Here is a 14,193-nt window from a genome sequence, read left to right as displayed (position 1 = left end):
CGTGAAAGGGGTTTGAACGTGGCAACCACGATCAAGCCGCTCGAGGACCGCATCCTCGTTCAGCCGCTCGAAGCCGAGCAGACCACCGCCTCCGGCCTGGTCATCCCCGACACCGCCAAGGAGAAGCCGCAGGAGGGCAAGGTCATCGCGACCGGACCCGGCCGCGTCGACGACAACGGCAACCGTGTCCCGCTCGATGTCGCCGAGGGCGACGTCGTCATCTTCAGCAAGTACGGCGGCACCGAGGTCAAGTACGACGGCAAGGAGCTCCTGCTCCTCAACGCCCGCGACATCCTCGCCGTCGTCTCGAAGTAACCCTCCCTCAGCCTCAAAGGACACACACCTATGGCAAAGATCCTTCAGTTCGACGAGGAGGCCCGCCGCTCTCTCGAGCGCGGCGTCGACATCCTCGCGAACACCGTGAAGGTCACGCTCGGCCCGAAGGGCCGCTACGTGGTGCTCGACAAGAAGTGGGGTGCGCCCACGATCACGAACGACGGTGTGACCGTCGCCCGTGACGTCGAGCTGGACGACCCGTACGAGAACCTCGGCGCTCAGCTCGCCAAGGAGGTCGCCACCAAGACCAACGACGTCGCCGGTGACGGCACGACGACCGCGACCGTCCTGGCTCAGGCGCTGGTGCACGAGGGCCTCAAGGCCGTCGCGTCCGGGGCCAGCCCGATCAGCCTCAAGCGGGGCATCGACAAGGCCGTGGCCGCGGTGGTGGAGCGGCTTCGCGAGAACGCTCGCGAGGTCCAGACCACCTCCGACATGGCCAGCGTGGCCACCATCTCCGCCCGTGACGAGGTGATCGGTGAGCTCATCGCCGACGCGTTCGACAAGGTCGGCAAGGACGGCGTCATCACCGTCGACGAGTCCAACACGATGGGCACCGAGCTCGAGTTCACCGAGGGCATGCAGTTCGACAAGGGCTACCTCTCGCCGTACTTCGTGACCGACGCTGAGCGGATGGAGGCCGTCCTGGACGATCCCTACATCCTCATCAACTCAGGCAAGATCTCCTCGATGACCGAGCTGCTGCCGCTGCTCGAGAAGGTCATCGGCGCCTCCGGCACGCTCTTCATCGTGGCCGAGGACGTCGACGGCGAGGCGCTCTCCACCCTCGTGGTGAACAAGATCCGCGGCACCTTCACCTCCGTGGCCGTCAAGGCCCCGGCGTTCGGTGACCGCCGCAAGGCCATGCTGGAGGACATCGCGACCCTGACCGGTGGTCAGGTCGTGTCCCCCGAGGTCGGGCTCAAGCTCGATGCTGTCGGCCTGGAGATCCTGGGTCGGGCCCGTCGGATCGTGGTGACGAAGGACAACACCACCATCGTGGACGGCTCCGGCAGCGCGGACGAGGTCAAGGCCCGCGTGGCTCAGCTGCAGGCCGAGATCGAGCGCACCGACTCCGACTGGGACCGCGAGAAGCTGCAGGAGCGGGTCGCCAAGCTCGCCGGCGGCGTCTGCGTGATCAAGGTCGGCGCGGCCACCGAGGTCGAGCTCAAGGAGAAGAAGCACCGGATCGAGGACGCGGTCTCCGCGACCCGCGCCGCGATCGAAGAAGGCATCGTCGCCGGTGGCGGCTCTGCCCTCATCCACGCGGTCGAGGCGCTCAAGGGCGACCTCGGACTGACCGGTGACGAGAAGACCGGGGTCTCGATCGTCCGCAAGGCGGCCGTCGAGCCGCTGCGCTGGATCGCCGAGAACGGTGGCGAGCCTGGCTACGTCGTCACCGCCAAGGTCGCCGAGCTGAAGCCGGGCAGCGGCTACAACGCCGCCACCGGTGAGTACGGCGACCTGATCGCCGCTGGCGTCATCGACCCGGTCAAGGTCACGCGTTCCGCGCTGGCCAACGCCGCGTCGATCGCCTCCCTGCTGCTCACCACCGAGACTCTCGTGGTGGAGAAGCCGGAAGAGGACGAGCCGGCTGCGGCCGGGCACAGTCACTCGCACTGACCACGGCTCGCTTCTTGGACGCGACGGGGGCCCTTCCAGCCCGGAAGGGCCCCCGTTCCGTCGTTCCTACGCGTCCGCGCTCGGGCGTGGAGGAAAGTTCCCCGTTCGGCTGAAGCTGTCACCTGGAGGCGATACGCTTCGCGAGCAACTGCTGCAGCGGGCGATCGACATCGCGGGGACGACCGGGCCACCGGAATGCGAGTCGAAAGCACGTAGCGGCAGGGAGCAGGACCTTCACTCGGGGACAACAGGGGGTGAAGAACACGATGTCCGCTGATTCCAACCAGTTCGACTCCGAGCTCGTGGCCGAGGCTCAGGCCGGTGATCCAGACGCGGTGCACGCGCTCATCGCGGCCGTCCGGCCGATGGTGCTGGCCTACTGCCGCTCGCGGCTGGGTACCTACGCCGGCGGCCTCGAGGCTGCCGACGACGTGGCGCAGGAGACCTGCGTCGCCGTGCTCAAGGTGCTGCCGCGCTACGAGAGCCAGGGTGCACCGTTTGCCGCGTTCGTCTACGCCATCGCCGCCAACAAGGTGGCCGACGCCCAGCGCAGCTATAGCCGTTCGGCCGTGCTCGTCGATGAGTTCCCCGACCAGACCGAACCTTCCCCGACCCCCGAAGAGCGGGTCGTCTCCTCCGTCAGCCTTCAGGCGACGAACGAGCTGCTGGCCCGGCTGCCGGACAAGACCCGTCAGGTGCTGCTGCTGCGCGCCAGCGGCTTCGCCGCCGACGTGGTCGGCGCTCAGCTGGGGATGACCGCCAACGCCGTCCGGGTCGCGCAGCACCGTGGCGTGGTCAAGCTGCGGCAGCTGATCGAGGACTCCGACGAGCACCGCGAGCTCTTCGCAGGCCTGATCCGGCCCGCGGTGGAGGCGCCCCCGATCCTCAAGCTCGCCGTCGGCTACTGAGCGGTCGTCGCCGTCTGGTGCCCTCGCGTGGCCCGGCTACGATGAGGGCCTCCTCTTGATGTACGCGTGAAAGGCCCCGGCTGTGTCCTCTGTTCCTGGTCTCAGTGGCGCTGGAGTGCCTGAACCCTTCGCCACCCTCGGGCTGACGTTCGACGACGTGCTGCTGCAGCCGGCGGAGAGCGACATCATCCCTTCCCAGGTGAAGACGGAGTCGCGTGTGTCCAAGCGGATCACCGTCAAGGTGCCGCTGGTCTCCTCGCCGATGGACACCGTCACCGAGGCCCGGATGGCGGTCGCCATCGCCCGGCACGGCGGGCTCGGCATCATCCACCGCAACCTCTCCATCGAGGACCAGGCCCACCAGGTCGACGTGGTCAAGCGGTCCGAGGCTGGGATGATCGACGAGCCGATCACCATCTCGCCCGAGGCCACGATCGGTGAGGCCGACGCGATGTGCGGCCGGTTCCGGATCTCCGGCGTCCCGGTGGTCGACCGCGACCTGACGCTGCTCGGCATCGTCACCAACCGCGACATGCGCTTCGAGAGCGACCCCGCCCGGCTGGTCGGCGACGTGATGACCCGGATGCCCCTGGTCACGGGTCAGGTCGGGATCAGCGGTGAGGACGCGATGCGACTGCTCGCGCAGCACAAGATCGAAAAGCTGCCGCTGGTCGACGCCCAGAACCGGCTCAAGGGCCTGATCACCCTCAAGGACTTCGTCAAGTCTGACCAGTATCCCGACGCGTCCAAGGACGACCAGGGCCGGCTACGGGTCGGGGCGGCGGTCGGCTTCTTCGGCGACGCGTGGAAGCGGGCGATGGCGCTCGTCGAGGAGGGCGTCGACCTGCTGGTCGTCGACACCGCCCACGGCCACTCCCAGGGCGTGATCGACATGGTCCGCCGGCTCAAGGGCGACCCGGCCGTCGCCCACGTCGACGTGGTCGGCGGCAACGTCGCCACCTACGCCGGCGCCAAAGCCCTGGTCGAGGCGGGCGCCGACGGCGTCAAGGTCGGCGTCGGACCCGGCTCCATCTGCACCACCCGGGTGGTGGCCGGCGTGGGCGTGCCTCAGGTGACGGCCATCCACAACGCCTCGCGCGCCTGCCGACCGGCCGGTGTCCCGCTGATCGGCGACGGCGGCCTCCAGTATTCCGGCGACATCGCCAAGGCACTCGTCGCCGGCGCCGACACCGTGATGCTCGGCTCGTTGCTCGCCGGCTGCGAGGAGAGCCCGGGCGACCTGATCTTCCTCAACGGCAAGCAGTTCAAGACCTACCGCGGGATGGGCTCGCTCGGCGCCATGGCCTCGAGGGGACGCAGCACCTCCTACTCCAAGGACCGCTACTTCCAGGGCGACGTCACCTCCGACTCCCAGCTGATCGCCGAAGGGATCGAGGGCCAGGTGCCCTTCCGCGGTCCGCTCGCCGCCGTCGCCTACCAGCTGGTCGGCGGACTCCGGCAGTCGATGTTCTACACCGGCGCCGCCACCGTCCCCGAGCTGCAGGAACGCGGCTCCTTCGTCCGGATCACCTCCGCCGGCCTGCGCGAGTCCCACCCCCACGACATCCAGATGACGGTAGAGGCGCCCAATTACTCTGGGTAATCTGCACGCTGCTTGACCGCGGCCTGAAGATCCGACCTTCCTCCTCACGGATCGACGGAAAAGCATGTCGATCCGTTTCGTCGTGCAGGCCGGATCGGCCGCGGCCTTCACAGCGCTTCGACGTGCCCACTCGCCCCGCGTGCGCAGCCGCCTGTGGCCAGGTTTGGCCACTAGGGTTCTGTGCATGTTCGACATCGGTTTGTCCAAGAGGGCGCAGCAGGCGTTTGCGTTTGACGACATCACCATCGTGCCGTCGCGGCGGACGCGCGGTGAGGAGGAGGTGTCGATGTCGTGGCGGATCGATGCCCAGACGTTCGCCTTCCCGATGGTCGCCGCGCCGATGGACTCGGTGATGTCACCGGCCACCGCGATCGCCGTCGGGCGGCTCGGCGGGCTCGGGGTGCTCAACCTCGAGGGCCTGTGGACCCGCTACGCGGACCCGATCGCCTGCCTGGAAGAGATCGCCTCGATCGAGGACCCGGTCGAGGCCACCCGGCGGATGCAGCAGATCTACGCCGAGCCGATCCAACCGGAGCTGATCGGCCAGCGGGTGGCCGAGATCCGCGCCGCCGGGGTGCCTGCGGCCGGGGCGCTCTCGCCGCAGAACACCCAGGCGTACGCCAAGGTCGTCGTCGACTCCGGGGTCGACTTCTTCGTCATCCGCGGCACCACCGTCTCGGCGGAACACGTCTCGAGCGCGACCGAGCCGCTCAACCTCAAGCAGTTCATCTACGACCTCGACGTACCCGTCATCGTCGGCGGCTGCGCGACCTACCAGGCCGGGCTGCACCTGATGCGGACCGGGGCGGCCGGCGTCCTGGTCGGCTTCGGCGGAGGAGCGGCGGACACGACCCGCTCGGTACTCGGCATCGCCGTCCCGATGGCCTCGGCCGTTGCCGACGTCGCCGCCGCGCGACGGGACTACCTGGACGAGTCGGGCGGCCGCTACGTGCACGTCATCGCCGACGGGTCGGTCAACCGTTCCGGTGACATCGCCAAGGCGATCGCCTGCGGCGCCGACGCCGTGATGGTGGGCTCGCCGCTCGCCAAGGCTGAGGAGGCGCCCGGTCGTGGGTTCCACTGGGGACCCGAGGCCTGGCACTCCACCCTGCCGCGCGGCGAACGCGCGCACTACGAGACGGTCGGCACCCTGGAACAGATCCTGCTCGGCCCGGCCACCGTCGGCGACGGGACGATGAACCTCGCCGGTGCCCTCCGCAAGGCCATGGCCACCACGGGCTACACCGACATCAAGGAGTTCCAGCGCGTCGACATCGTCGTCGGCGGCGGCGCAGCGGTCTGACCCTCCAGTGCGGCCATCCGCGGCCCGTCGACGAGCTCCGGACGCCGTTAGTGCCGGGGCTTGACCGCGACGACGGGGCAGTCGGCGCCGAGCAGCACGGCCTGGGCGGTGCTGCCGGTGATCAGCTTGCCGACGGCTGAGCGTCGCCGGATGCCGATCACGATCAAGTCGGCTCCGACCTCGCGGGCGGCGGCGAGGATGCTCTCGTCGGCCGTGCTGCCGTCGGTCGGCTGGACGATCGTGTGCGTGACCCCGGCAGCGTCGAGCTGGGCGGCGAGAGCGTCGAGGTCGGGGCCCGAGGCGAACACCGGGTCGGAGTAGTCACCCGCCTTACCGGTGTTGACCACGGTCAGCACGGCCCCGGCGCCCTTGGCCTGCTCGATGGCGTAGTCGACGGCAGCGATGCCCTCCGGCGTGGGAATGTACCCCGTGACGATGTTCATCGGCTCAGCGTAGTGGCACGGCCTCTTGTGCGGCCCGGCGCGCTTCGGCCAGGACGACGGCCGGGGAGAGCGCGCGGGTGCTGCCGAGCCGGACGGTCATCGACGTGCTCTGCTGCTTGGTCACCCGCAACCGGACCCCCAACCCCGGGGTCTGCACGCCCACGCTCGGCAGCGCGGAGCGGACGTAGCTGCGGGTGTCGTCGAAGAGCGGCTGCGGATCCAGACCCCACAGATAGCTCGGTTCGCCGTCCACGTGCAGGGTCAGCGAGCTGGCCCGCTTGGTCGAGAAGGGCGCGTCGTAGACCTGGATCCGGCCCCGCCAGATCTGGCCCTCCGTGGTGCGCAGCACGTCGGGATGGGCGTCCACCGGCAGCACCAGACCGTGTCCCGGATGGGCGCTGGTGTTGTTGTCGGCGTACAGGGTGTCCCAGTAGCTGACCAGCAGACCGCTCTGGTACGGGAAGAACTCGGCCCGGTCGGGCCGCTCGGAGCCGAAGCCGAAGTTGTACGGCCCCGTCTTCAGGTACTTGTCATAGGACGTGTACGTACGGTAGGACGCCAGGTAGTAGCGCGGATAGGCCGTGGTCAGGCTGGCGCCCACCCTGGTGAAGCCGTCCGCCGTCCAGCCGTTCGCACCGTCCTCGGCCCCGTCGCTGAAGACCGTGGTGCGGCCACTGGTCAGCGTGAGGTCGTCGAGGAACAGGCCCTGGCCACCGCCGTACGCGCCACTGGCGTAGCGCAGCCGCAGCTGGACCGACTTGCCGGCAAAGACCGACAGGTCAAAGCTGGCCGGGATCCAGCCGCCGCTGTTGCCGGCGATCGTGTCGCCCTCGTCGTGGTTGGTGATGGTGCCGGCCATCGTGGTCCAGCCCGTGCCCTCGTTGACCTGGACGTAGGCGTAGTCGCAGGGGTCAGGCCCGCAGTCTTGGATGTCGTAGCTGGTCTGGAAGGTCAGGATGGCCGGGCCTTCGCCGAGGGTGATCGCCCGGGTGAGGCTGCGGTCCACGTTGCGGCTGTTACCGCTCCACCACTGCGACCGGCCCTCCGGGGGAGTGGGCAGCTCGGTCACGACCTTGGTCGGCGGCAGCACGACGGCGAGCGCCTGCGGCTTGGCCGTCTGGTACTCGTGCGGGCCGAGCGTGACCGTCCGCGACTGGCCGGCGATCGCGACCTCGTGGTCGAGCCAGCCGAGCTGCAGCTTGTCCCAGGCGCCGAGGTCGAGCGGTCGCTGGCCGATGCCCCCGTCACCCGCCCCCCGCGCCCGGCTCTGCGCCATCAGGGTCCACCACTCCGCGGAGTTGTCGCCCCCGCCGCTGGTGTCGTAGTGGTCGGGCAGACCCAGGTCGTGGCCGAACTCGTGGGCAAAGACCGACAGGCCGCCGTTCTCCGGGTGGATCGTGTAGTCGGCCACCCAGACGCCCGTGTTGCCGATCTGGGTACCGCCGCCCAGGTTGTTGGTCGGTCCGGCCTGGCCCTCGCGGTTCTGGAACGCCCGCCAGCGGTGCGACCAGATCGCGTCCTCGCCGTGCTGCGGGTCGCCGTCGGCCTGGTCCGCGCCGGCGTGCACGATCTGGAAGTGGTCGATGTAGCCGTCGGGCTCGTTGAAGTTGCCGTCCCCGTCGTAGTCGTAGCGGTCCTGCTGGTCGAACGCGGTGACGTCAGCCTTGAGCTCGGCGTCGGTCCGGCCGGCCGTGTGCTGGTCGGCGACCCACTGGTCGAGGGCGTCGCGGAGCAGGTTCCAGGTGTTCGAGCAGACGTTGGACGCGCAGACGGCGGGGTCGTTGCCGCCCGCGTCGGACGGGTCGTCGTCGGAGCGTCCGTACGCGGCCTCGTTGTAGCGCACCCTGACCCAGTCGGTCACCGCACCCTCGACGGAGTAACGGCCTGAGGACTGCCGCTCGTAGTAGGTCTTCAGCGACTGCACGCCCTTGCCCTCGCCGAAGTAGAGCTGGCGGAAGTGGTCGGCGCTGTAGTCGGGCTGCCAGACCGTCCGGTTGTCGCGGCTGCGGTCCGGCTCAGGGATCTGGTTGTGCTGCGGGCCGGCAAAGCTGGTCGGCCCGGGGATCCGCGGGTTGGTGTCGCGGTCAGGGAAGCTCGGGTCGCGCTCGTCGCCGAACTCAGCGAGCACCACGAAGATCTTGTCGGTCTGCTGCCGGCCCAGCTGGACGAAGGAGTCGACGGTCCGCGGCTTCACCGCCTGCCCGGAGCGCAGCCGGGACAGCTCCCGGCGGGTGTACGGCGCCGGCTTGCGGCCCACCAGGACCACGTCGGAGCCGTTGATGTGCTGGATCTTGCGCTGACCGGTCATCACCAGGTCCAGCGCCCGCTGCCGCAGCCGACGCTGCTCGGCCTCCTGGGGGCTGGTCAGGTCGTCGCTCGTCGTGATCGTCGCGGAACCGCTCGCGGATGCGGTCGGGGCGAGGGGTCCGTCCCGACCGATCCCTCCCGTCGGCTGGACCCCCGGTGGTCCGGCGGCGGCGGGGCCACCTGCTCCGACGACGAAGGCGACGGTCATGGTCAGGGCGAGCAGCCCGGTCGTTGCTGTACGCACGACATCCTCCCTGGGCGACCCCCGCTGGCCCTCCAGTACACGGACGAGTGCTCACCGTAGCGGCGGACTCGGACGGAATGATAGTCACGCCAGATGGCCGGTTCGCGACATGTTGTGTCGCCCCGTCCGCGGTCTCCGAACGGCGTCCAGGGACGGGTCGCGACCGCCCGTACCGCCCCGTCTGGCCTCTTGCCGCGTCAACTGGCAGCTCGTGGCCGGTGGTCAGGTGAGCCGACGGTAGAGCTCGTCGACGCGCCAGGCGATGTCGTCGCGGACCAGCCGCATCCGCTCGATCCCGTCGATACCGCGCGCCGACGGTTCGTCGGTGTCCCAGCTCTCGAACGCCGTGCCGGGCACGGTACCGACCTGGGCTTCGCGGCCGAGGGTGATGACCAGGTCGGCGTCGCGCACCAGCTCGGGGGTGATCGCCTTCGGGACCTCGCTGCTGATGTCCACGCCGACCTCGGCCAGCGCCTCGGCGGCGAGCGCGTTCACGCTTCGGCCCGGGTCGGTGCCGGCCGACCGTACAGTGAACGCATCTCCGGCCCGCTGCGCCATCAGGCCAGCGGCCATCAGGGACTTGCCGCCGTTCCGGACGCAGACGAACAGCACCTGCGGCTTACGGCCGGTCACGACCGGACCCCCGGCTGGTCCGCCTCAGCCGACCAGCCGGGGAAGAGGCGTCGGCGGCTCCAGAGGCAGAGGTGGACCAGCGCCACGAGGGCCGGTACCTCGACCAGCGGTCCGACCGCGCCGGCCAGGGCCTGCCCGGACGTGACGCCGAAGGTGGCGATCGCGACGGCGATGGCGAGCTCGAAGTTGTTGCCGGCGGCGGTGAACGCCAGCGTGGTCGACCGGGCGTAGCCGAGCCGGAGGGCGCGGCCGGCCAGCAGGCTGGCGCTGAACACGACGGCGAAGTAGACCAGCAGCGGCGCCGCGACCCGCGCGACGTCGAGGGGCCGGTCGACGATCGTGTGGCCCTGCAGGGCGAACAGCACCACGATGGTGAACAGCAGTCCGTAGAGAGCCCACGGCCCGAGCCGGGGGACCAGCCGGTTCTCGTACCACTCGCGTCCGCGCCGTCGTTCGGCGATGGTGCGAGTGAGGAACCCGGCCGCGAGCGGGATGCCGAGAAAGATCAGCACGCTCGCGCTGATCGCCCCGACGGAGAAGCCGGCCGTCGTGGTGGGGAGGCCGAGCCAGGACGGCAGCACCTGCAGGTAGAACCAGCCGAGTGCGCCGAACGCCACCACCTGGAAGACGGCGTTGACCGCCACCAGCACCGCGGCCGCCTCCCGGTCACCGCAAGCCAGGTCGTTCCAGATCATCACCATCGCGATGCAGCGAGCCAGACCCACGATGATCAGCCCGGTCCGGTACTCGGGCAGATCGGGCAGGAACAGCCACGCCAGGGCGAACATGAACGCCGGCGCCAGCACCCAGTTGATCACCAGTGAGGTGATCATCAGTCGGCGGTCAGTCAGCACGACCCGGGTGTCGGTGTAGCAGACCTTCGCCAGCACAGGAAACATCATGATCAACAAGCCGATGGCGATCGGCAACGACACCGAACCGACCGTCACCGCGTCCAGCACGCCGGCCAGGCCGGGAACGAGCCGTCCGAGCAGCAGACCGACCGCCATCGCCCCGAGGATCCAGGCCGGCAGCCACCGGTCGAGCAGCGAGAGCCGGCTCAGCACCGGCCCGGCTGCCGTGGTCGTCGGCGCCGCGGGCAGGTCCGCTGTCTCGGTCATCGTGCCTCCTTGATCGACGTCTGTCGATGGATCCAAACTACTAGCCCGTACCCATCGACGAACGTCAATCTTGTGGCATGCTCGGGCCGTGACCGTGATCAGCCTGTGGACCCGGCCAGCGGCGACCGACTCGTGCTGCGTCCCGGGGACGACCGCGCCCCTGCCCCTCGACGAGGCCGAGCGACTGGCCGCGCTGCTGAAGGCGGTCGCGGACCCGACCCGGCTGCGGCTGCTGTCGCTGCTGGCGCAGGCGTCCGACGCCGAGCGGTGCATCTGCGACCTGACCGCGCCGGTCGGGCTGTCCCAGCCGACCGTCTCCCACCACATGAAGATCCTCGTCGAGGCCGGGCTCCTCACCCGGGAACAGCGCAGCAAGTGGGCCTACTACCGCCTCGTCGACGGCGCTGCCGAGGCGTTGACCACGGCCCTCCTCGCCGTGGTCTCACCACCTGGGGCCACTACGCTGACGCCATGACCGAGGTTCGTCTCGACACCGCGCTGGCCGACGCTGTGTCCGTTGACGCCGGACCTGACGCCGTGCACGCCGAGCTGCTGCGGTTGCGGGACAGCATCGACAACATGGACGCCGCGCTGGTGCACCTGTTGGCGGAGCGTTTCAAGATCACCCAGCAGGTCGGGGTGCTCAAGGCCGAGCACGGGCTGCCGCCGGCCGACCCGGCTCGAGAGGGCCAGCAGATCGCCCGGTTGCGCAGCCTGGCGGAACAGGCCCGGCTCGACCCCGAGTTCGCCGAGAAGTTCCTCGGCTTCGTCGTCGCCGAGGTTGTCCGGCACCACGAAGCCATCGCCGACAGCAGCCGTACGGCCGACCAGACCTGACCTTCGGCCACACTGCGATCTCGGTCACACGCGGCCGAGGACCGCACCCGACCCGCGTCGCGGACGTTTGCGTCGGTCGGGCCGACGGGCCTAGCGTGCTCGGGCGGGCGCCCACCCCAGGGCGCGGGGACCGCGCGACGGACGGATACCGATGGGCGCACCTGTGCGTCGGCTACTGGTCGGCCTGATCGGACTCCTCCTGGCGGTCCCGCTCGCGGTGGACGCCACCGCTCCGGTCGCGGCGGCACCCCTGCCGCCGGCGGCGCCCGACGCGGCGCCGGCACTCAGCATCGGGTCGGCCTACCTGTCCCAACGGCTCGACTGGCAGCCCTGCGACTTCAGCCCGTACGTCCAGAGCGTCGTCGACACGGCGCCGGAGACCGACTGCGCCACCATCGTGGTGCCGATGGACTGGCGGCACCCGGACGCACACCCCGACATCAGCCTGGCGATCGCGCTGAGCCACGCGACCGGCACGTCCAAAGGGTTGCTGACGCTCAACCCCGGCGGCCCCGGCCTCGCGGCGCTCGACAACCCGGCCCTGTTCGCGATGGCCCGACCGCGGCTCTTCTCCGACTACGACCTGCTGGGCTTCGACCCTCGTGGCTACGGCGCGAGCCAGTCCGCGGAGTGCACGACCTCGGCGGCGGCGCTGGCGGCCCTGCCCAAGGTCGCCGACCTACGGGTGCGCAACCTCGCCACCCACCGCGCCGAGGTGGCGTCGGCCAAGCTCGCGGCCCAGGCGTGCGGGACCAACGAGCTCAACCGCTACCTCGGCACCCAGCAGACCGTGGACGACCTGGAGTTCCTCCGTACCTACCTGGGCGCGCACCGCGCCGCCTCCGCGCCCAGCTACGACAAGCTCAACTACATCGGCTACTCCTACGGCACCTGGCTCGGTGCCTGGTACGCCGACAGCTATCCCACCCACACCGGCCGGTTCCTGCTCGACTCGAACATGAACTGGACCAGCTCGATGTACGCCAACCAGCGCAGCGACTCGTTCTCCTTCGAGCGGCGCCGGGACCGGATGCTGTTCCCCTGGATCGCCCGTCACCACAAGCGGTACAACCTCGGGACCACCAAAGCCACGGTCAAGCGCCGGTACGAGACCATCCGCGCCGGCGTGCTGCGCGCCTTCCGCGAGGGTCGGTCACCGGTGAGCGCGGAGGACCTGGACGCGGAGCTGCTGAGCCTGCTCTACAGCGACGCCGACTTCCCCGACGCCGCCCAGACCATGCGGGACTACGCCGATCTAGCCGCGTCCGACCAGTCCGCGGCGGGTCGCCGGACCGACCGCCGCGCCGCCGCCCCGACCGACAGCGCGAGCGCGCCGGTCGAGGTCGACAACTCCCAGATCGTGCGTTGCAACGACAGCCCGTACCCCCGGGCGGTGGCGCCGGTGCTCAAGCGCGCGGACGCCGACGCGAAGACGTTTCCGTTCATCGGCTACTGGGACACCGTCGGCCCGTGCAACTACTGGCCGTTCCCGTCAACGACACGCAGCATCGACCTGGCCGGGGCGCCGACGATCCTGATGGTGCAGTCCGAGGGAGACCCGGCGACCGCGTACGAGGGGGCCCGGGCCGCCCACCGCGCGACGGCGATGCACACCCGGCTCGTCTCGGTGGACGACGAGGGGCAGCACGGTCTCTACCTGACCGGCGTCTCGCCCTGCGTGGACAAGATCGGCGACGCCTTCATCTTCGGCGGCCGGTTGCCGAGCGCCGACACCACCTGCCAGGCCCGGCGGCTGACCGGGGACAAGAAGGTGTACAAGATGAAGGGCCCGGTGGATGGTTACCGCCACAGCCTGAACGCCGTGCGGCCCCCCGAGGTCGCCGCTCCGACGTCCAGCGCCGCGGCCACCGCAGTCGTCCGGCGGCTGCAGCGGCGGGTCGCTGAGCAGGAGAGCCGGTCGTTGCTGCCGCGGTAGCTAGCGGCCGACGGGGTTGGTCCGGAGGCTGCGCTCGTCGAGGCGCCGGCCCTGCAGCCGTCCCTCGCTGACGCGGACCTCGAACGCGGTCTGTGGCCGGCTGGCCGGGCCGAGGGCGACCGAGCCGTCCCGCAGGTCGAACGCGGCGTTGTGCCAGGGGCAGACCAGGCAACCGTCCTCGACCGTGCCCTCGTGCAGCGGCGCACCCCGGTGGCTGCACCGGTCGGCGTAGGCGACGACCCGGTCCGGCAGCCGGGTCAGCACGACCGGGACGCCGTCCAGGTCAGCCTCGGTCAGCTCGCCGGCCACGATCTCGGCCGGGTCAGCGAGGTCGCTCCACTCGGACTCACTGTGCTGGAAGGCGGTGGTGTCCACGCCGACGCCCATCGCGTACGCCAGGTGGCCGCCGAGCCAGCCCCCGCCGCTCACCCCGGCCATCCCCGCGATCGAGAGGAGGACGCCCGGCCCGCGGCGGCCACTCCTGCGCAGCACCCAGCTGGCCACGAAGGCCGACAGGGCCAAGCCGTTGAAGGCGGCGTGCAGGAAGCCGACTCGCTTCTCGGCCCCCTCGGTGTAGCTCCAGTCGCTCAGCCCGGTGTACATCGTGGGCAGCGCGGTCACCACACCGAGCGCGATCAGCGTGCTGGCCCCGTCGTCGTCGCCGAGCGCGTCGAAGGCGAGTGCTGAGGACCACGCGCCGATCGGGATCGCGACCAGCAGCGGGTGCAGCGGGTGGCCGATCGGCGTCCCGCTCGCCACGTGCCGCGGTCCCGGTCGTTGGACGACCGGGGAGATCAGCTCGGCCAGCTTGGCGGCCGGCGCGTCCAGGAACGATGCCTTCTCCACGCTTGTCGTGGCGATGTCCATCAGCTTGTTCAGCACGCCGGTCTCCTCAGGGC

At 70.2% G+C, this 14,193-nt stretch carries 13 protein-coding genes; 8 read left to right on the top strand and 5 right to left on the bottom strand.

The features are described from left to right. Window positions 1–18 precede the first annotated feature (18 nt). From groES to ACFE76_RS00640, 5 genes are all read left to right on the top strand, one after another. Window positions 19–315, top strand: a complete 297-nt coding sequence (gene groES / locus ACFE76_RS00660) for a co-chaperone GroES (RefSeq protein ID WP_091414381.1) — start codon at window positions 19–21, stop codon at window positions 313–315. 30 nt (window positions 316–345) lie between these two features. Next, window positions 346–1,959 carry a chaperonin GroEL gene (gene groL / locus ACFE76_RS00655; protein ID WP_375429798.1) on the top strand — a complete coding sequence of 538 codons (1,614 nt, stop codon included), beginning with the start codon at window positions 346–348 and terminating at the stop codon, window positions 1,957–1,959. Between the two features lie 266 nt (window positions 1,960–2,225). Further along, on the top strand, window positions 2,226–2,867 hold the full coding sequence (locus ACFE76_RS00650; RefSeq protein ID WP_375429797.1) for a sigma-70 family RNA polymerase sigma factor: 642 nt from the start codon (window positions 2,226–2,228) through the stop codon (window positions 2,865–2,867). A 115-nt stretch (window positions 2,868–2,982) separates the two neighbouring features. Further along, window positions 2,983–4,470 (top strand): IMP dehydrogenase, encoded by a 1,488-nt coding sequence (gene guaB, locus ACFE76_RS00645; RefSeq protein ID WP_375429796.1) that lies wholly within the window; start codon window positions 2,983–2,985, stop codon window positions 4,468–4,470. Between the two features lie 184 nt (window positions 4,471–4,654). Next, a complete protein-coding gene (locus ACFE76_RS00640; RefSeq protein WP_375429795.1) occupies window positions 4,655–5,773 on the top strand; it encodes a GuaB3 family IMP dehydrogenase-related protein in 1,119 nt (372 codons plus the stop codon). A 47-nt stretch (window positions 5,774–5,820) separates the two neighbouring features. Here ACFE76_RS00640 and ACFE76_RS00635 read toward each other — a convergent pair whose 3' ends face one another. From ACFE76_RS00635 to arsB, 4 genes are all read right to left on the bottom strand, one after another. Further along, window positions 5,821–6,216, bottom strand: a complete 396-nt coding sequence (locus ACFE76_RS00635) for a universal stress protein (RefSeq protein ID WP_375429794.1) — start codon at window positions 6,214–6,216, stop codon at window positions 5,821–5,823. A 4-nt stretch (window positions 6,217–6,220) separates the two neighbouring features. Then, window positions 6,221–8,767: an immune inhibitor A domain-containing protein gene (locus ACFE76_RS00630; protein ID WP_375429793.1), complete on the bottom strand. Its 2,547-nt coding sequence runs from the start codon at window positions 8,765–8,767 to the stop codon at window positions 6,221–6,223. A 222-nt stretch (window positions 8,768–8,989) separates the two neighbouring features. Next, window positions 8,990–9,400, bottom strand: coding sequence for a low molecular weight phosphatase family protein (locus ACFE76_RS00625; RefSeq protein ID WP_375429792.1), 411 nt, complete (start codon window positions 9,398–9,400; stop codon window positions 8,990–8,992). After that, window positions 9,397–10,521 (bottom strand): ACR3 family arsenite efflux transporter, encoded by a 1,125-nt coding sequence (gene arsB / locus ACFE76_RS00620; protein ID WP_375429791.1) that lies wholly within the window; start codon window positions 10,519–10,521, stop codon window positions 9,397–9,399. Before arsB ends, ACFE76_RS00625 begins: the two co-directional genes overlap by 4 nt. An 88-nt stretch (window positions 10,522–10,609) precedes the next feature. On the opposite strand from arsB, the gene ACFE76_RS00615 reads away from it, so the two are divergent. The 3 genes from ACFE76_RS00615 (at window position 10,610) to ACFE76_RS00605 (ending at window position 13,294) form a co-directional block, all read left to right on the top strand. Beyond that, window positions 10,610–10,996, top strand: a complete 387-nt coding sequence (locus tag ACFE76_RS00615; protein WP_375429790.1) for an ArsR/SmtB family transcription factor — start codon at window positions 10,610–10,612, stop codon at window positions 10,994–10,996. Continuing rightward, complete coding sequence (locus ACFE76_RS00610; protein WP_375429789.1) at window positions 10,993–11,358, top strand: chorismate mutase; 366 nt, start codon at window positions 10,993–10,995, stop codon at window positions 11,356–11,358. Before ACFE76_RS00615 ends, ACFE76_RS00610 begins: the two co-directional genes overlap by 4 nt. A gap of 151 nt (window positions 11,359–11,509) precedes the next feature. Beyond that, window positions 11,510–13,294: an alpha/beta hydrolase gene (locus ACFE76_RS00605; protein WP_375429788.1), complete on the top strand. Its 1,785-nt coding sequence runs from the start codon at window positions 11,510–11,512 to the stop codon at window positions 13,292–13,294. Here the strand turns inward: ACFE76_RS00605 and ACFE76_RS00600 are convergent, their stop codons facing one another. After that, a complete protein-coding gene (locus ACFE76_RS00600; RefSeq protein ID WP_375429787.1) occupies window positions 13,295–14,176 on the bottom strand; it encodes a Rieske 2Fe-2S domain-containing protein in 882 nt (293 codons plus the stop codon). Between the last annotated feature and the right edge of the window lie 17 nt (window positions 14,177–14,193).

This window comes from uncultured Friedmanniella sp., assembly GCF_964244005.1.
Lineage (GTDB): Bacteria > Actinomycetota > Actinomycetes > Propionibacteriales > Propionibacteriaceae > Microlunatus.
This window is presented reverse-complemented; position numbering and strand designations above follow the sequence as displayed.